The organism is Stenotrophomonas maltophilia group sp. Smal12 (assembly GCF_037079935.1).
Classification (GTDB): domain Bacteria; phylum Pseudomonadota; class Gammaproteobacteria; order Xanthomonadales; family Xanthomonadaceae; genus Stenotrophomonas; species Stenotrophomonas sepilia.
On sequence record NZ_JBAWUK010000071.1, the window covers coordinates 1 to 16,266 of the forward strand.

Here is a 16,266-nt window from a genome sequence, read left to right on the forward strand (position 1 = left end):
CAACGGCTTTGACCGATGTGGAGGTCTTGCAGGCCTCTTTGGCGACCTGCAGTTTGAAACGCGCGTCGTATCTGTTCATGTATCCCTCGGGGTTGGATCTGATGTCCAACTCCCGGGGGTCACTTCATGGATGGGTTTACGGCGTGTCCTGCCTGCCCATGCCGCCCCGCCATCCCTCGGAATGCCAGCTGTTGCTGTTGCTCCGGCCGTAGCTTCTGCAGGTGCAGGGCGCAGCCCTGCCGAAAAACACGCATAAAAAAACAGCAGGCCGAGGCCTGCTGTTTCGGTGTAATGGTGCGCCCGGAGAGATTCGAACTCCCGACCGCCTGGTTCGTAGCCAGGTACTCTATCCAACTGAGCTACGGGCGCCAATTACATAAACTTGTTGTGCCGACTGTGTATGGTGCGCCCGGAGAGATTCGAACTCCCGACCGCCTGGTTCGTAGCCAGGTACTCTATCCAACTGAGCTACGGGCGCGCGGTACACAATCAAATTTTAAAACATTTTCAGCGGCGGATGCTGAAAACCTGTCGAGTGGTGCGCCCGGAGAGATTCGAACTCCCGACCGCCTGGTTCGTAGCCAGGTACTCTATCCAACTGAGCTACGGGCGCCCTGCGACAGGAGCGGAATTATGCGGATGTCGGCGCACACCGTCAACAGTTTTGTGAAAATTTTCATCCAACTGAATGAAAAAGCTGTCCGCCACGGCATCCGGTGCCTTCAGCCAGGCGAAATGATCGGCGCGCGTGCCCAGTTCCTGCGCGGACAGCACGCGCAGCTTCGCGTCCACATTCGGCAGCTTTGCCAGCAACGCCTGCATCGATCCGGTCGGAGCCAACCAGTCGTGTTCCATCAGTACGGCCTGTGCGCTGCCGTGCACGCGCGCCATCTGTGCGTCGAGGTCTTCACCCATGCCCGCGGCAGCGTAGTGGTTGTTCAGCCCGACGCGCGCCCAGTCGGCGATCAGTCCGCGTGCCTCGGTCCCACCGAAGCCGAGGCGACGGCCATGCAGCACGCCCTGGCGCTGCGCGATCCACGGCAGGAAGCGGTAGACCAGTGGCAGCAGCCAGCCGCGCGGTGGCGGGAATCCACGCCAGAACGGTGAGCCGCTGGCCGCCAACCACAAGTGATGGAAGTGCAGAGGGTTGCGGCCGGCATGCACGCAGGCCAGCTGCCCGCCCAGGCTGTGGCCACCGATGATCCAGGGCAGGGGGCCTGCTTCCTCGTCTGCGGCCGCCATGACCGCTTGGCTGGCCGGCAGATCCTGCTCGAGTACCTCGCGGTAGCCCCAGTCCTGCGCGCGCGACGGGCGTAGCGAGCCGCTGCCGTTGCCGCGCCACTCATGCAGGTAGACCGCCACGCCCTTCGCTGCCAGCGCCTGTGCCAGCGGCAGGTAGTGGCGCGCGGCCACACCCAGCGCTGGCAGCCACAACAAGCGGGCGATGGGCTGTGCGGGCATGCAGGCCATCACTTCGTAGCGATGCCCGTCGCTGCACTGCACTGGAAGGAGGGCCGGCGTCAGGTTCATGCGTGCGGTGCCGCGCCGAAGTGGTCGAGCACCCGTACCTCGCTGCGGCCGGGGGCATAGCCCTGCTGCAGGCCGCGCGCAACGTAGTCGATGCCGGCTTCGCAGGCGTTGGCCAGGCTCAGGCCGTTGCACAGCTGCGCGGCGATGGCCGAGGCCAGCGTGCAGCCAGTGCCGTGTGCATCCAGCGGCAGGCGGGCGTGGATGAATTCTTCGCTGCTCACGCCGTCGAAGTAGCGGTCGATTACGCGGTTGCCTTCCTGCAGGTGGCCACCTTTCAGCAGCACCGCATCGGCACCCAGGTCGAGCAGGGCGGAGGCCACCTGTTCGGCGTCATCGCCGTTGCCGATCTTCCGTCCGGCCAGCAGCTCTGCTTCCGGCGTGTTCGGGGTGATCAGCGTGGCCAGCGGGATCAGCCGCTCACGCATTGCCTGCAGAGCGTTGTCTTCCAGCAGGCGCGCGCCGCTGGTGGCGACCATCACTGGGTCCAGCACCACGTGTGGCGGGTGATGGCGCTCCAACGCATCGGCGACGGCATTGATCACCTCGGTGTTGGCCAGCATGCCGAGCTTCACCGCATGGATGTCGAAGTCATCGAAGCAGGCATCCAGTTGTGCACGCAGGAAATCGATCGGCGGCACGTGCACGGCGATGACGCCACGGGTGTTCTGTGCGGTCAGTGCGGCGATCGCGGAGAGTCCGTGCACGCGATGTGCTGCAAAGGCCTTCAGGTCGGCCTGGATGCCTGCGCCACCGCCGGAGTCGGAGCCGGCGATGGTGAGGGCGGATACGGGAGTGGTCGGGCTCATCAGGCGATTGTGCCGTGGTCCCGCAGGGGAGGGTAGATCCACGCCATGCGTGGATGCCTTTGATCCGTCAGGCGGGGTCAGATCCCTTTTCAGCAGGAAAAGGGATCTGGCCCCCGCAGCGCGGCCCTCAATGCCGCCAACGCGCCCACTGCTGGTACACCACATAGCCCAGGCCGGTCAGGCCGGTGAGCAGGGCGGGAGCAAGCAGGGCGTCGTACTGCCAGCGCGCGAACAGCCAGGCGCCGATCACGCCGCCGGCGAGGAAGCCACTGATGATCAGGCCGCTGAGGGTCAGTCGTCGTACCTGCAACGGCAACCCGCGCAGCAGGTGGCCCAGGCCGATGCCGAGATCGGTGAACATGCCGCTGAGATGGGTGGTGCGTACCACCGCGCCGCTGAAGGTCGTAGCCATTGCATTCTGCAGGCCGCAGGCCATGGCGGCGGCCAGTGCGCCCCAGATCTGGTGCTCTTCAAACAGCGGAATGGCCACCAGCAAAAGAGCCGATTCCAGCGCCAGTGCCACGCCGTAGCGCCGGCCCAGCTGCAGGGTGCTGTCCTGGATCAGCAGGCCGCTGAGCATCGCGCCCAGCGAGAACGCGATCAGCAGGCCCCACAGGTGGCCGACCGCGCGCCAGTCGCCCTGGGCCAATGCCATGCCGAGCTGGCTGGTGCTGCCGGTCATGTGGCTGACCGCCTGATGCTCGAACCCGAGGAAGCCGACCACGTTGACCATGCCGGCCACGCACGAGAGTGCGACCGCGCCGATCCAGACCCAGGTGGGCAGGCGTATTCCCATCGGGGAGGCCCCTCAGGGCCCGCCGAAGCCGCCGTTGAACTGCAGCTCGCTGAAGGTGTTGCTGGCCGGGTCGAACACGGCGCCCCAGAACTGTGCGCCGCCATCGCAGACGCGGATCGCTTCGCGGGCCGGATTGACGCCGCTGTCGTCGGGCAGGTGGAAGGCGTTGATGTAGATCAGCCGCTTGCCGGCGCTTTCGATGCCGACGTACTGGCGGTCGAAGTCCAGCACCTTCGGGACCTGCGCTTCCAGCGACGACAGCTTCGCCTCCAGCTGGTCGACCTGCTGCCGGCTGGGCGCCCAGTAACCCGATACCCGCCCGGCCTCGCGGCCGGGGCTGGGGCGCGAGCAGGTGTCGAGCACCTGCGCGGCGATGATCGGGCGGGTGACCACCCAGGACTGGCCGGTGCGCTCGGCGGTGGGCACGCTGGCCGGCCCGCGCATGGTCGTACAGGCACCGAGCACGGCGGCGAGGGTGATCGCAGCCGTGGGCAACAACAGGCGCGTGCAGCGGTTCACAACACCTCCGAAGCGTAATCGGCCAGGCGCGAACGCTCGCCACGGCGCAGGGTGATGTGCGCACTATGCGGCCAGTTCTTGAAGCGGTCCACCGCGTAGGTCAGGCCCGAGGTGGTCTCGGTCAGGTACGGGGTGTCGATCTGCTCGACGTTGCCCAGGCACACGATCTTGGTGCCGGGGCCGGCGCGGGTGATCAGCGTCTTCATCTGCTTGGGGGTGAGGTTCTGCGCCTCGTCCAGGATCAGGTAGCGCGACAGGAAGGTGCGGCCGCGCATGAAGTTCATCGAGCGGATCTTGATGCGGCTGGCCAGCAGGTCGTTGGTGGCCTGGCGGCCCCATGTGCCGCCTTCCTGGTTGTGCGTGAGCACTTCCAGGTTGTCGGTCAACGCGCCCATCCACGGCGTCATCTTCTCTTCCTCGGTACCGGGCAGGAAGCCGATGTCTTCGCCGACGCTGACCGTGGCGCGGGTCATGATGATCTCGCGGTAGCGCTGCTGGTCCATTGTCTGCGCCAGGCCGGCGGCCAGTGCCAGCAGGGTCTTGCCGGTGCCGGCGGTGCCCAGCAGCGTGACAAAGTCGATCTCCGGGTCCATCAGTGCGTTGAGCGCGAAGTTCTGCTCGCGGTTGCGTGCGCTGATGCCCCACACGGCGTGGCTGCCGTGGCGGAAATCATCGACCAGCGACAGCACCACCTTGCCATCGCCGACCACGCGGCTGACGCGCAGCTCGACTTCATCTTCGCCCGGCAGGTAGACGTACTGGTTCGGATACCACTCCTCGCCGTCCTGCGCCTGGATTTCGTAATGCGAGCGGCCCTTGTCGCTCCAGCTGCGCAGGTCGTCGCCGTGGCGTTTCCAGAAGTCTTCCGGCAGCTCGGTAGCGCCGGTGTAGAGCAGGCTGAAATCGTCCAGCGCGCGATCGTTCTCGTAGTCCTCGGACACGATGCCGGCGATGGCGGCCTTGATCCGCAGGTTGATGTCCTTGGAGACGAACACCACCGGCAGGTCGGGGGTTTCTTCCTTCAGGGCCAGGATCGCGCCGAGGATGGCATTGTCCGGAATGACCTTGCCAAAGCTCTTGCCCGCGTCGAAATGGCTGGTCTGGAAGCGCAGTTTGCCGGCGCTCTGCTTGCCGCGCAGCTGCAGGCCGTTGGGGCGCTGCAGCGGAATGCCGTCGGCCAGGTTGTCCAGGCCCGATTCCTGCACCAGCTCGTTGAGGAAGCGGCTCACCTGGCGGGCGTTGCGGCTCGCTTCGGAGGTGCCCTTCTTGCCGTTGTCCAGCTCCTCGATCACCTGCATGGGCAGGTAGATGTCGTGCTCCTCGAATTTGAACAGCGCGGTCGGATCGTGCATCAGCACGTTGGTATCCAGCACGTAGATGCGCTTGCCTCGGGTCATCGTCGATTCCTGGTTACGGACAGGGAAAAACCACCACGGCCTGCTGCGGGGCAGGGTGATGGCAGACACAGTAGGCAGTGGGACTCACTTGGACTGGGAGGCCTTCAGTTCGGCGAGAACGGCATCGGCATGGCCGGCAACCTTGACCTTGCGCCAGGACTGCACGATGCGGCTGTCGGGGGAAATCAGGAAGGTACTGCGTTCGATGCCACGTACCTGCTTGCCGTACATGTTCTTCATCCTGATCACGTCGAAGGCGCTGCACAGCGCTTCGTCGCCATCGCTGACCAGCGGGAAATTGAAGCCCTGCTTGGCACAGAAGTTGTCGTGCGACTTCACCGAGTCGCGCGAGACGCCCAGCACGACGGAGCCGGCTTTCCTGAACTTCGGCAGCAGGGCGTTGAAGTCGATGCCTTCGGTGGTGCAGCCCGGGGTGCTGTCCTTGGGATAGAAGTACAGCACCAGCCATTGGCCGGCATAGTCGCCGAGGGTGGCCTGGTCGCCGCCGGACAGGGCCAGTGGCAGGGAGAGGGTGGTGCTGTCCAGGGTGTCGCCGTTGTTCATGAGGTCCTTCTGTCGAGCCTGGGTTCTTGCCATTACAGCTACATGAAACGCCACGCGCCCGTGAGAGACGCGCGAAGAATCAGAACTTCATCGGATCCATGATCGCGTCCAGGTTCAGGTGATCGCAGAACTCGAGGAAATCGTCGCGCAGCGCGGCGATGTGCATGTTGGCCGGCACGCCGATGGTGACCTGTGCGCTGAACATTTCCGCGCCGGTCTGCATGGCGCGGTAGCGCGTGCTCTGCAGGTTCTCGATGGTGATGCCCTGGCGGTCGAAGAAGTCGGCCAGCTGGAACAGGATGCCCGGCTTGTCGGCGGCGATCACTTCGACGATGTACGGCAGCAGGTTGGACTGCGCCTGCTTGGCGGCGGTGCGGTACCAGACCAGCTTCAGGCCTTCCTCGCGCTCCAGCCGGGTCAGCATCGCCTCAAGCTTGGCCACCGAGTCCCAGGAGCCGGTGGCCAGGGCGGTGACCGAGACATCGCGGCCGACCGTGGCCAGGCGTGCATCCACCAGATTGCAGCCGCTGTCGGCGATGCGGCGGGTGACGGACAGCAGGGGGGACTCCGGATGCGTCGTATAGGCGTTGATCAGGAGGTGGTTTTCGCTCGGCGCGGGGCGCGGGGTGGTGTCGGTCAAGGCGATTCCGGGTAATGCATGCGTTAGTCTGAATGCCCGCCAGAGGCGGGGATCCACCGGTGTCCAGCATACTTGCCCGTGCTTTCGCGCCGCAAGTAACATTCAAGTCGCCCCCGGCCTTTCGTGGCGGGCGTTTTCCCTTCCCAGCCAAGAGCAGCACGTCCTTGTCCCTTTCCGGCCTCATCACCGCGCTGGCGACCCCGTTCCGGGCCGACGGCGCCCTCGATCCCGACGGTTGGCAGCGCCTGCTGCACCTGCAACTGGAAGGTGGCGTCCATGGCGTTGTCGTAGCCGGCTCTACCGGCGAAGCGGCAACCCTCACCGACGCCGAGTACGACCTGCTGCTGGCCAGCGCGGTCGAGCGCATCGGCGGTCGCATTCCGGTCATGGCCGGTACCGGCCTTTCGGGCACTGCCAAGACCATCGAACAGACCCGTCGTGCCGCCGCCCTCGGCGCCAGCCACGCGCTGGTGGTCACGCCGCCGTACGTGCGCCCCACCCAGGCCGGCCTGATCGCGCACTACCGTGCGGTGGCCGACCAGGGCGGGCTGCCGGTCGTGCTGTACAACGTGCCCGGCCGTACCGGTTGCGACATGCAGCCTGAGACTGTGGCCGAGCTGGCCAGCCACCCCAACATCGTCGGCATCAAGGAGGCGGTGGGCGACACCGGCCGGGTGCAGGCGCTGCTCGCTCTGCGCAGCCCACAGTTCGCCGTGCTCAGCGGGGACGACGGTACGGCCGCGCGTTCGATCCAGGCCGGTATCGACGGCCTGATCTCAGTGGGTTCCAACGTGCTTCCCGGTGCCTACCGCCGGATGTGCGAGCTGGCCGCCGCACACGACCACGAAGCCACCGCGTCGTGGGATGCGCGCCTGCATCCCTTCCATGATTTCTGCGGCGTCGAACCGAACCCGATCCCGGTCAAGGCGCTGCTGCGCCGCATCGGCATCGGTCACGACCTGCGCCTGCCACTGCTGCCGTTGTCGGCAGCGCATCATCCGGCTGCCGACCATCTTGCCGGCGACATCGCCGCCCTCGAAGCCCTTTCCAGCCACTGACCTTCCGTCTTGGTCTGACCCAGGAGATTCACATGCGTCAATCCGTTTCCACCGTCCGCGTGCTGTCCTATGCCCTGCTTGCTGTGGCGGTCGCTGCCGGCACCACCGGCTGCTTCAAGCGCGGCGCCAAGGGCGACTACGCCCTGGCCCCGGAAATGCGTCCGCTGGAAGTGCCGCCGGACCTGAACCTGCCCAATGCCACCACCGACAACAAGGTGCCGACGTTGGCCTCGGCCACCAAGCCGGCGGCGCCGGTTGCTGCGGCTCCGGCAGCCGGCAGCACCGGTTTCACCATTGCCGGTGGCAAGGATGAAGCCTTCGCCAAGGTCGGTACCGCACTGGAAGGCGTGGAGGGCGTGACCATCGCCAGCCGCGCGCAGTTGCTGGGTTCGTACGACGTGGCCTACGAGGGCAGCAACTTCCTGGTCCGCGTAGTGGCCGTCGATGCCGGCGCCTACATCTCCGCGGTTGACCCGCGTGGCCTGCCGGCCACCGCCGAAGCGCCGGTGAAGCTGATCGCCGCGCTGAAGGCGAAGCTCGCCCAGTAAGGGCTGGTCGGGTGGCTGCGGGCCTTGGTCCGCACCCGCTCTGGTAGCGGCCGACCTTGGTCGGCGCTTTTGTGCCAACCAAGGTTGGCACCTACCAGGTCGCGCGGTTGGCACCGGCCGGAACGCACGGTTGGGGTCTGCCGAAGAACAGAAAAGGGCGCCCATGGGCGCCCTTTTCGTTACCGCCGTGGGCGCTTCTCAGCGCTCCAGCAGCTTCAGCTTGTCCGGCTTGCCATCCCATTCGCCGGCGTCGGCGGGCGGGTCCTTGCGCACGGTCAGCACCGGCCACTCCTTCGCCAGCTCGGCGTTGAGGGCAACGAAGCCTTCCTGTCCGGCAGGAACGTCGTCCTCCGGGAAGATCGCATTGACCGGGCACTCCGGCTCGCAGAGGGTGCAGTCGATGCACTCATCCGGGTCGATCACCAGGAAGTTCGGGCCTTCGTGGAAGCAATCCACGGGGCACACTTCCACGCAATCGGTGTGTTTGCACTTGATGCAGTTTTCGGTGACGACAAAGGGCATGGGCTTGGGGGTGGATCGATTCCTGAACCCGCCAATTCTAGAACAGGTTGGCCCCCGGTGTCGGCGCGGGGCGGAAAACGGGCGTCTGGCAGGCGCGACCGTGGGAGTCATTGGCGGCACGGCGGGGGCTGTGCGACGCTGCGGGGCACTCGGTCGCCCACCGTGGCCGGACTCCCTTCCCAGCAGGATCGTCCATGTCCCAAACCCAGCCCAGCACCGCGCCGCATGGCGGTGAGAACACTGCATTCATCGTCCTGATCAGCTGCGTGGCCACCCTTGGTGGATTCCTGTTCGGTTTCGACAGTGGTGTCATCAATGGCACGGTCGATGGCCTCCGCCAGGCCTTCAACTCCAGTGAGGCGGCGCTCGGTTTCGAAGTCGCCTCGATGCTGCTGGGCTGTGCGATCGGCGCCTTCCTGGCCGGGTGGCTGGGTGATCGCCTGGGGCGCCGCGGTGTCCTGATCGTGTCCGCGCTGATGTTCCTTGTCTCGGCGCTCGGTGCCGGCGCGGCCCACGCGTCCTGGCTGTTCATCGCCGCCCGCGTGCTGGGCGGTTTCGCGGTGGGCGCGGCCAGCGTGATGTCACCGGCCTACATCGCCGAAGTCGCCTCGGCGCGTTACCGCGGCCGGCTGGCCACGGTGCAGCAGATGGCGATCATCTGCGGTTTGTTTGCGGCCTTCCTCAGCAATTACCTGCTGGCGCGTGCCGCCGGCGCCTCGACCGCGCCCCTGTGGCTGGGCCATGAGGCCTGGCGCTGGATGTTCTGGATGCAGGCGCTGCCCTCGGGGCTGTTCCTGCTGTTGTTGCTGGTGATCCCGGAAAGCCCGCGCTTCCTGGTGTTGAAGGGGCGGCAGGGGCAGGCGAGGGCGGTGTTGACGCGGCTGTACGGCGAGGCCGCGGCCACCGCCAAGCAGGCCGAGATCGAAGCCAGCCTTGCCCAGGACCAGCACAAGCCGCGCTTCGGCGACCTGCGCAACAAGACCACCGGCAAGCTGCGCCCAATTCTCTGGGTGGGTATCGGCCTGGCCATCTTCCAGCAGCTGGTCGGCATCAACGTGGTGTTCTACTACGGCGCGGTGCTGTGGCAGGCGGTGGGCTTCTCGGAAAGCGACGCGCTGCTGATCAACGTGTTGTCCGGCGCGCTGAGCATCGGTGCCTGCCTGCTGACGGTACTGCTGATCGACCGCATCGGGCGCAGGCCGCTGCTGTGGATCGGTTCGGTCGGCATGTCGGTGGCGCTGGTGCTGATGGTGGTGGCGTTTGCCAGCGGCAGCCTTGCCGATGGGCGCCTGCAGCTGTCCGATGGCATGGGGCGGCTGGCGCTGGTTGCATCCAACGTCTACGTGGTGTTCTTCAACATGTCCTGGGGCCCGGTGATGTGGGTGATGCTGGGCGAGATGTTCCCCAACCAGATCCGCGGCCCGGCGCTGGCGGTGGCGGGTGCGGCGCAATGGACCTCGAACTTCGCGATCACCGTGACGTTCCCGATGCTGCTGGCCGGCATCGGCCTGGCCGGCGCCTATGGCATCTACGCCGTCGCGGCGATCCTCTCGATCGTCTTCGTGGTCCGCTACGTGCGCGAGACCAAGGGCAAGGAGCTGGAGCAGATGGAAGGCTGACGGCCGGCCTGTGTTTCAGCGCCTGCTTTCTTCATGCGGAGGCGGCAGGCCAGCCGATCCAAGACAGCACGTCGGGATTGAATTGGCTGCGGATGAGCGAGGCTGTTCGTGCCGCCTTCGCGGGAAACTGTCAGGAGGGGGCGGGCCACCCTGGCCTGGACCGTTGGCGCCATGGATGGCGCCATCGAGCACCATGGATGGGCTTTTGCGTGTCCAGGCCAGGGTGGCCCGCCCCCTCCCACGCAGGAACAGAGAGGCGCACAAGCGGCCAATCCGACCGCAATCACTGCAACCCCGGAAAACAGAAAAGCCCGCACAAGGCGGGCTTTTTCGGTTCCTGCTGCGGCGACTGGCGCTCCCTAGGGGACTCGAACCCCTGTTTTAGCCTTGAGAGGGCCACGTCCTAACCACTAGACGAAGGGAGCGTAACTGTGTCGCTGCCGAGGCAGGAGCGCTAGTATATGCACCTCGATGCCATTGGGCAATCCCGAAACTTCAACCGGAAGCGCCAACATCATTTCCCCTGCTACATCACCGTTCAGCCTGCGCGTCATCCCGCGCGACCAGCACACGATCTCCCGCAAGGACATCAGCCCGAACGCCCTGCGCGTGCTTTATCGCCTGCGCGATGCCGGCTTCGGCGCCTACCTTGTCGGCGGCGCGGTGCGCGACCTGCTGGTCAATGGCCAACCCAAGGATTTCGACGTGGCCACCGATGCCACGCCCGAACAGGTCAAGCAGCTGTTCCGCAACTGCCGCCTGATCGGTCGTCGGTTCCGCCTCGCCCACGTAGTGTTCGGCCGCGAAATCATCGAAGTCGCCACCTTCCGTGCCAACAGCGATGACGGCAGCGGCGACCGCGAGATGGAAAACGGCATGCTCGTGCGCGACAACGTGTACGGCACCATCGAAGACGACGCGGTCCGCCGAGACTTCACCTGCAACGCCCTGTACTACGCCATCGAGGACTTCTCGGTGCGCGACTACATCGGCGGCTTCGAAGACGTCCAGGCGCGCCTGATGAAGCTGATCGGCGATCCCGAGCAGCGTTATCGGGAAGACCCGGTGCGCATGCTGCGTGCGGTGCGCCTGGCGGCCAAGCTCGGCTTCCAGATCGAAGAGGGGACCGCTGCGCCCATCCCGCACCTGGCCGGCCTGCTCAATGAAGCCGCGCCGGCGCGCCTGTTCGAGGAAGTGCTCAAGCTGTTCCTGTCCGGGCACGGCGTGGCCAGCTTCGAAGGCCTTGAGCGTTACGGCCTGCTCGACGTGCTGTTCCCGGAGAGCGCCAAGGCGCTGAAGTCCAACCGCACCGGCGCACTGCGCCGCATGCTGGTCGAAGGCCTGGCCAACACCGATGCCCGCGTGGCCAACGACGAGCCGGTCTCGCCGGCGTTCCTGTTCGCGTTGCTGCTGTGGCCGGCGTTCTGCCGCGCACAGGCGACCCTGCTCAAGCAGGGGGTGGCACCGGAAGAGGCGCAGCGCCGCGCCGCCGACCGGGTCACCGTGCAGCAGCTCAGCACCATCGCGCTGCCGCGCCGCTTCTCGCTGCCGATGCAGGAGATCTGGCTGCTGCAGTCGCGCTTCAGCTCGCGCCAGCGCAAGCGCGTGTTCCCTACCCTGACCCACCCGCGCTTTCGCGCCGCGTTCGATTTCCTCAGCCTGCGCCAGGTCGCTTCGTCCGAGCATGCAGTGGATGTCGAGTTCTGGCGCGAAGCACAGGCGCAGTCCGGTCGCGAGCTGGAGTCGTCGCTGGATGCGATGCACAGTGAAGACGGCGATGACGAGAGCGGGGCACCGCGCAAGCGCCGCCGTCGCCGTCGACGTCCCGGTGCTGCTGCGGCGGGCGAGTAAGCGATGACCCTCGCCTGGATCGGCCTCGGCGCCAACCTTGGCGACGCGGCCGCGACCGTGGGCGCGGCGATTGCCGCGCTGGACGGCCTGCCGGGAACGCGCCTGCGACAGGCCTCGCGGCTCTATGCAACCCCGGCCTGGGGCAATGAAGACCAGCCGCCGTTCGTCAATGCCGTGGCTGCGGTCGAAACCACCTTGGCGGCCGATGAGTTGCTGCATGCCATGCTGGCGCTGGAGCGGGGCTTTGGCCGCGTGCGCGATCCGGCGGTGCACTGGGGGCCGCGCGCGCTGGACCTGGACCTGCTGCTGTATGGCACGCAGGTCCTCGATCAGCCCGGTCTGCAGGTACCCCATCCCTACCTGCACGAGCGCGCCTTCGTGTTGGTGCCGCTGGCCGAAATCGCGCCTGATCTGGCCATTCCCGGTCATGGCAGCGTGCGGGATGCAGTGGTGCGGGTGGATGCCTGCGGGATTGCGCCGATAGGGTGATAATGACCGGGTTATCTCCCCCGGTTATCAGCACATGAGCACCCACGCAGACAGCAAGCCCTGGACCGTTCCCGCCCTGGCCGAGGCCAAGCGCAATGGCCAGAAGCTGGTCATGTTGACCGCCTACGACGCCGGCTTCGCCCGCACCTTCGATGCCAACGGCGTCGATCTGATCCTGATCGGCGATTCGCTGGGCATGGTCGTGCAGGGTCATGATTCGACCCTGCCGGTGACCGTGGCCGACATGGTCTACCACACCCGCGCCGTGGCCCGCGTGCTGCAGCGTGCGCTGCTGGTGGCCGACCTGCCGTTCGGCGCCGATGCCACCCCGGAACGCGCGCTGGATGCCTCGCTGCAGCTGCTGCAGGCCGGTGCCGAGATGGTCAAGATCGAAGGTGCCGGCTTCAAGGTCGACATCATCCGCTACCTGGTCGAGCGCGAGATTCCGGTCTGCGCGCACCTGGGCCTGACCCCGCAATCGGTGCTGCGCCTGGGCGGCTTCAAGATCCAGGGCCGCGGCGATGCTGCGCGCCAGCTGGTGGAGGATGCCAGGGCCGTGGCCGCCGCAGGCGCCAGCATCATGGTGCTTGAATGCGTGCCGACCCCCGTCGCCGCCGAAGTGACCGCTGCGGTGGATGTGCCGACCATCGGTATAGGTGCTGGCCCGCAGTGCGATGGCCAGGTGCTGGTGCTGCACGATTTCCTCGGCCTGGACAGTGGCCATCGCCGTCCCAAGTTCGTCAAGGATTTCCTTGCCGAAGGCGGCTCGGTGGCCGGTGCCACCCGCGCATTTGCCGACGCCGTGCGCGACGGCAGCTTCCCCGACGAACAGCACGCGTACGCCCAATGATCCAGACCTTCAACGAGCTCGGCGCGCTGCGCGGGCAGATCGCCCAGTGGAAGCGCGAGGGCCTGCGCGTGGCGCTGGTGCCGACCATGGGCAACCTGCATGGGGGCCACCATTCGCTGGTGGCGCTGGCCCGCCAGTACGCCGACAAGGTGGTGGCGAGCATCTTCGTCAACCCGACCCAGTTCGGGCCGAACGAGGACTTCAGCCGCTACCCGCGCACGCCCGAGGCCGACGTGGCCGGGCTGGAGCAGGCTGGCTGTGATGCGGTGTGGCTGCCCAGCGTCGAGGCGATGTACCCGCTGGGCGTGGACAAGACCACGCGCATGCACGCGCCGGGCGTGAGTGAAGTGCTGGAAGGTGCCAGCCGTCCGGGGCACTTCGATGGCGTCTGCACGGTGGTGGCACGCCTGTTCCTGCAGGTGCAGCCGGACGTGGCCGTGTTCGGTCGCAAGGACTACCAGCAGCTGGCCGTCATCAAGCAGATGGTGGCCGAGCTGTCGTTCCCGGTCCAGATCGTCGGCGCCGAGATCGTGCGCGACGAGGACGGCCTGGCCAAGAGCTCGCGCAACCAGTACCTGAGCGCCGAACAGCGTCCGGTCGCGACCACCATCCACCGGACCCTGCTGGGCATGCGCGAAGGCTACGTGGCCGGGCAGGCACGTGAACGCATCGAGGCCGAGGCCACTGCCGCATTGCAGGCGGCCGGTTTCCAGGTTGACTACGCGGTGCTGCGCACTCCGGAGCTGGCCGAGCCGACCTTCGACGGCGGCGGCCGGGTGGCGCTGATCGCCGCACGGCTGGGTACCACCCGGCTGATCGACAACCTGGAGTTCTGAGTTCCGGCGGTGCCGCGCGATGCATGGGGTCAGATCCCTTTCCCAGGGGAAAAGGGATCCGACCCCGGTTTCACCGCCTACCTGAACAGGTTGCCGGCCGTAATGCCCGGCGCTGTGCGGGTGCTAGAATCCGCTCTTTCCTTTGCCGTTGCAGCGCCCCCCATGCACCTGTCCCTGCTCAAGACCAAGATCCACCGCGCCACCGTCACCCATTCCGAGCTGAACTACGAAGGCTCGATCGCCATCGATGACAACCTGCTGGCTGCCACTGGCATCCGCGAGTTCGAACAGGTGCACATCTGGGACGTGACCAACGGTGCGCGCTTCTCGACCTATGCCATCCGCGCCGAAGCCGGCAGCGGCGTTGTCTCGCTCAACGGTGGCGCCGCGCGCCACGTGCAGGTCGGTGACATCATCATCATCGCCGCGTTCGCCAGCATGACCGAGCAGGAAGCTGACAGCTTCAAGCCGAAGCTGGTGTACGTTGATGGCAACAACCAGATCACCCACACCAACGACACGATCCCGACCCAGGCCGCATGACAACGAACAACGGATTCGACTCGCTGCATTCCCACGCCCAGCGCCTGAAGGGCGCAAGCATTCCCAGCCTGCTCGCCGCCGAACCCGGCCGCGTGCAGGACCTGGCGCTGCGGGTCGGTCCGTTGTACGTCAACTTCGCCCGTCAGAAGTACGATGCCGCGGCGCTGCAGGCGTTGCTGGCGCTGGCTGCCGAGCGTGATGTCGGCGGCGCCATCACCCGCCTGTTCCGCGGCGAGCAGGTCAATCTGACCGAAGGCCGCGCCGCGCTGCATACCGCGCTGCGTGGCGACGTGGTCGATGCGCCGGTGGCGGCCGAGGCCTATGCCACCGCGCGCGGCATCCGCCAGCGCATGGGCGTGCTGGTGCGCGCGCTGGAAGACAGCGGCGTGACCGATGTGGTCAGTGTCGGCATCGGGGGATCCGACCTCGGGCCGCGCCTGGTCGCCGATGCGCTGCGCCCGGTCAGCGGTGCGCGCCTGCGCGTGCATTTCGTGTCGAACGTGGACGGCGCCGCCATGCAGCGCACGCTGGCCACGCTGGATCCGGCGAAGACCGCCGGCATCCTGATCTCCAAGACCTTCGGTACCCAGGAAACCCTGCTCAACGGCCAGATCCTGCACGACTGGCTGGGTGGCAGCGAGCGCCTGTATGCGGTCAGCGCCAATCCGGAGCGCGCCGCCAAGGCCTTCGCGATCGCCGCCGATCGCGTGCTGCCGATGTGGGACTGGGTCGGTGGCCGTTATTCGCTGTGGTCGGCGGTGGGTTTCCCGATCGCGCTGGCAATCGGCTTCGAACGTTTTGAACAGCTGCTGGAAGGCGCTGCGCAGATGGATGCGCATGCGCTGGATGCACCGCTGGAGCGCAACCTGCCGGTGCTGCACGGCCTCACCGACATCTGGAACCGTAACCTGCTGGGCCATGCCACGCACGCGGTGATGACCTACGACCAGCGCCTGGCGCTGCTGCCGGCTTACCTGCAGCAGCTGGTGATGGAGAGCCTGGGCAAGCGCGTGCAGCGCGACGGCCAGCCGGTCACCGTCGACACCGTGCCGGTGTGGTGGGGCGGGGCAGGGACCGACGTGCAGCACAGCTTCTTCCAGGCGCTGCACCAGGGCACCAGCATCGTTCCGGCCGACTTCATCGGCTGTGTGCACAACGATGATCCGTATACGATCAATCACCAGGCCCTGCTGGCCAACCTGCTGGCGCAGACCGAAGCGCTGGCCAATGGCCAGGGCAGCGAAGATCCGCACCGCGACTACCCGGGGGGCCGGCCGAGCACGCTGATCCTGCTCGACGCGTTGACCCCGCAGGCGCTGGGTGCACTGATCGCCATGTACGAGCACGCTGTATACGTGCAGTCGGTGATCTGGAACATCAACGCCTTCGACCAGTTCGGTGTCGAGCTGGGCAAGCAGCTGGCCAGTGGCCTGCTGCCGGCGCTGCAGGGCGAGGATGTGGCGGTTGCCGATCCGATGACCCGCGAGATCCTGGCGCAGTTGAAGGGCTGATGCCCGGGTAGTGGGGGGGGGCGGGCCGGCCGCCCGCGCCGGTACACGAAGTAGAAATAGTTGCGGCCACCGGGCCCGCCCACCCGGTAATACCGTGGGTGCAAAACATCTTAGCAATTCTTGGGGGGTCGGGGCCCGCTTGCCCTTTGTCAAGTAAGAAGTCCACTCCCAGTCCCTAAACAGTGAA

General features: G+C 66.6%; 18 protein-coding genes and 4 tRNA genes. 10 read left to right on the plus strand and 12 right to left on the minus strand.

Annotated elements, in window-relative coordinates:
- Positions 1–212: hypothetical protein (locus tag WDC87_RS20330; RefSeq protein ID WP_336331324.1), on the plus strand; the 212-nt coding region annotated here is incomplete at its 5' end.
- Between the two features lie 80 nt (positions 213–292).
- On the opposite strand, the gene WDC87_RS20335 is transcribed toward WDC87_RS20330, so the two are convergent.
- From WDC87_RS20335 to WDC87_RS20380, 10 genes are all read right to left on the minus strand, one after another.
- Positions 293–369: transfer RNA gene (locus tag WDC87_RS20335), tRNA-Arg, on the minus strand.
- Between the two features lie 32 nt (positions 370–401).
- Positions 402–478, minus strand: a tRNA-Arg gene (locus tag WDC87_RS20340).
- Positions 479–536: 58 nt separating this feature from the next.
- Positions 537–613, minus strand: a tRNA-Arg gene (locus tag WDC87_RS20345).
- Positions 604–1,530, minus strand: coding sequence for an alpha/beta hydrolase (locus tag WDC87_RS20350; protein ID WP_252744886.1), 927 nt, complete (start codon positions 1,528–1,530; stop codon positions 604–606). The genes WDC87_RS20345 and WDC87_RS20350 overlap by 10 nt, the downstream gene beginning before the upstream one ends.
- Positions 1,527–2,336, minus strand: coding sequence for a bifunctional hydroxymethylpyrimidine kinase/phosphomethylpyrimidine kinase (thiD, locus tag WDC87_RS20355; protein WP_252744887.1), 810 nt, complete (start codon positions 2,334–2,336; stop codon positions 1,527–1,529). Before thiD ends, WDC87_RS20350 begins: the two co-directional genes overlap by 4 nt.
- A 127-nt stretch (positions 2,337–2,463) precedes the next feature.
- Positions 2,464–3,132, minus strand: coding sequence for a YoaK family protein (locus WDC87_RS20360; protein WP_053500054.1), 669 nt, complete (start codon positions 3,130–3,132; stop codon positions 2,464–2,466).
- A gap of 12 nt (positions 3,133–3,144) precedes the next feature.
- Positions 3,145–3,651, minus strand: coding sequence for a hypothetical protein (locus WDC87_RS20365; protein WP_072168342.1), 507 nt, complete (start codon positions 3,649–3,651; stop codon positions 3,145–3,147).
- Positions 3,648–5,048, minus strand: a complete 1,401-nt coding sequence (locus tag WDC87_RS20370) for a PhoH family protein (protein WP_005409049.1) — start codon at positions 5,046–5,048, stop codon at positions 3,648–3,650. Before WDC87_RS20370 ends, WDC87_RS20365 begins: the two co-directional genes overlap by 4 nt.
- A gap of 84 nt (positions 5,049–5,132) precedes the next feature.
- Complete coding sequence (locus WDC87_RS20375; RefSeq protein ID WP_252744888.1) at positions 5,133–5,612, minus strand: peroxiredoxin; 480 nt, start codon at positions 5,610–5,612, stop codon at positions 5,133–5,135.
- 79 nt (positions 5,613–5,691) lie between these two features.
- Positions 5,692–6,252 carry a glycine cleavage system protein R gene (locus WDC87_RS20380; protein WP_005409051.1) on the minus strand — a complete coding sequence of 187 codons (561 nt, stop codon included), beginning with the start codon at positions 6,250–6,252 and terminating at the stop codon, positions 5,692–5,694.
- A gap of 164 nt (positions 6,253–6,416) precedes the next feature.
- On the opposite strand from WDC87_RS20380, the gene dapA reads away from it, so the two are divergent.
- Positions 6,417–7,310: a 4-hydroxy-tetrahydrodipicolinate synthase gene (gene dapA / locus WDC87_RS20385; RefSeq protein WP_061480294.1), complete on the plus strand. Its 894-nt coding sequence runs from the start codon at positions 6,417–6,419 to the stop codon at positions 7,308–7,310.
- A gap of 32 nt (positions 7,311–7,342) precedes the next feature.
- The gene (locus WDC87_RS20390; protein WP_005416115.1) at positions 7,343–7,858 is read left to right on the plus strand and encodes a hypothetical protein; all 516 of its coding nucleotides are present in this window, start codon (positions 7,343–7,345) and stop codon (positions 7,856–7,858) included.
- A 198-nt stretch (positions 7,859–8,056) separates the two neighbouring features.
- Here WDC87_RS20390 and fdxA read toward each other — a convergent pair whose 3' ends face one another.
- Positions 8,057–8,380 (minus strand): ferredoxin FdxA, encoded by a 324-nt coding sequence (fdxA, locus tag WDC87_RS20395; protein ID WP_005409054.1) that lies wholly within the window; start codon positions 8,378–8,380, stop codon positions 8,057–8,059.
- A gap of 194 nt (positions 8,381–8,574) precedes the next feature.
- On the opposite strand from fdxA, the gene WDC87_RS20400 reads away from it, so the two are divergent.
- Positions 8,575–9,999 carry a sugar porter family MFS transporter gene (locus WDC87_RS20400; RefSeq protein WP_252744889.1) on the plus strand — a complete coding sequence of 475 codons (1,425 nt, stop codon included), beginning with the start codon at positions 8,575–8,577 and terminating at the stop codon, positions 9,997–9,999.
- A 350-nt stretch (positions 10,000–10,349) separates the two neighbouring features.
- Here WDC87_RS20400 and WDC87_RS20405 read toward each other — a convergent pair.
- Positions 10,350–10,424: transfer RNA gene (locus tag WDC87_RS20405), tRNA-Glu, on the minus strand.
- Positions 10,425–10,470: 46 nt separating this feature from the next.
- Between WDC87_RS20405 and pcnB the strand changes: the two genes are divergently transcribed.
- The 6 genes from pcnB (at position 10,471) to pgi (ending at position 16,079) form a co-directional block, all read left to right on the plus strand.
- Positions 10,471–11,850, plus strand: a complete 1,380-nt coding sequence (gene pcnB / locus WDC87_RS20410) for a polynucleotide adenylyltransferase PcnB (RefSeq protein WP_252744890.1) — start codon at positions 10,471–10,473, stop codon at positions 11,848–11,850.
- 3 nt (positions 11,851–11,853) lie between these two features.
- Positions 11,854–12,339 carry a 2-amino-4-hydroxy-6-hydroxymethyldihydropteridine diphosphokinase gene (gene folK / locus WDC87_RS20415; protein WP_072168338.1) on the plus strand — a complete coding sequence of 162 codons (486 nt, stop codon included), beginning with the start codon at positions 11,854–11,856 and terminating at the stop codon, positions 12,337–12,339.
- A gap of 34 nt (positions 12,340–12,373) precedes the next feature.
- Positions 12,374–13,189: a 3-methyl-2-oxobutanoate hydroxymethyltransferase gene (gene panB, locus WDC87_RS20420; protein WP_014646749.1), complete on the plus strand. Its 816-nt coding sequence runs from the start codon at positions 12,374–12,376 to the stop codon at positions 13,187–13,189.
- A complete protein-coding gene (gene panC, locus WDC87_RS20425) occupies positions 13,186–14,025 on the plus strand; it encodes a pantoate--beta-alanine ligase (RefSeq protein WP_061480289.1) in 840 nt (279 codons plus the stop codon). The genes panB and panC overlap by 4 nt, the downstream gene beginning before the upstream one ends.
- A 162-nt stretch (positions 14,026–14,187) precedes the next feature.
- The gene (gene panD, locus WDC87_RS20430; protein ID WP_006432456.1) at positions 14,188–14,568 is read left to right on the plus strand and encodes an aspartate 1-decarboxylase; all 381 of its coding nucleotides are present in this window, start codon (positions 14,188–14,190) and stop codon (positions 14,566–14,568) included.
- Entirely contained in the window at positions 14,565–16,079 is a 1,515-nt protein-coding gene (gene pgi / locus WDC87_RS20435) for a glucose-6-phosphate isomerase (RefSeq protein ID WP_072168337.1), read from the plus strand. The genes panD and pgi overlap by 4 nt, the downstream gene beginning before the upstream one ends.
- Positions 16,080–16,266 lie beyond the last annotated feature (187 nt).

Coding starts and splice junctions, on each gene's coding strand:
- WDC87_RS20350 (WP_252744886.1), bottom strand. CDS start 1,530: ATGAACCTGACGCCGGCCCTCCTTCCAGTGCAGTGCAGCGACGGGCAT.
- thiD (WP_252744887.1), bottom strand. CDS start 2,336: ATGAGCCCGACCACTCCCGTATCCGCCCTCACCATCGCCGGCTCCGAC.
- WDC87_RS20360 (WP_053500054.1), bottom strand. CDS start 3,132: ATGGGAATACGCCTGCCCACCTGGGTCTGGATCGGCGCGGTCGCACTC.
- WDC87_RS20370 (WP_005409049.1), bottom strand. CDS start 5,048: ATGACCCGAGGCAAGCGCATCTACGTGCTGGATACCAACGTGCTGATG.
- WDC87_RS20375 (WP_252744888.1), bottom strand. CDS start 5,612: ATGAACAACGGCGACACCCTGGACAGCACCACCCTCTCCCTGCCACTG.
- WDC87_RS20390 (WP_005416115.1), top strand. CDS start 7,343: ATGCGTCAATCCGTTTCCACCGTCCGCGTGCTGTCCTATGCCCTGCTT.
- fdxA (WP_005409054.1), bottom strand. CDS start 8,380: ATGCCCTTTGTCGTCACCGAAAACTGCATCAAGTGCAAACACACCGAT.
- WDC87_RS20400 (WP_252744889.1), top strand. CDS start 8,575: ATGTCCCAAACCCAGCCCAGCACCGCGCCGCATGGCGGTGAGAACACT.
- pcnB (WP_252744890.1), top strand. CDS start 10,471: ATGCCATTGGGCAATCCCGAAACTTCAACCGGAAGCGCCAACATCATT.
- folK (WP_072168338.1), top strand. CDS start 11,854: ATGACCCTCGCCTGGATCGGCCTCGGCGCCAACCTTGGCGACGCGGCC.
- panB (WP_014646749.1), top strand. CDS start 12,374: ATGAGCACCCACGCAGACAGCAAGCCCTGGACCGTTCCCGCCCTGGCC.
- panC (WP_061480289.1), top strand. CDS start 13,186: ATGATCCAGACCTTCAACGAGCTCGGCGCGCTGCGCGGGCAGATCGCC.
- panD (WP_006432456.1), top strand. CDS start 14,188: ATGCACCTGTCCCTGCTCAAGACCAAGATCCACCGCGCCACCGTCACC.
- pgi (WP_072168337.1), top strand. CDS start 14,565: ATGACAACGAACAACGGATTCGACTCGCTGCATTCCCACGCCCAGCGC.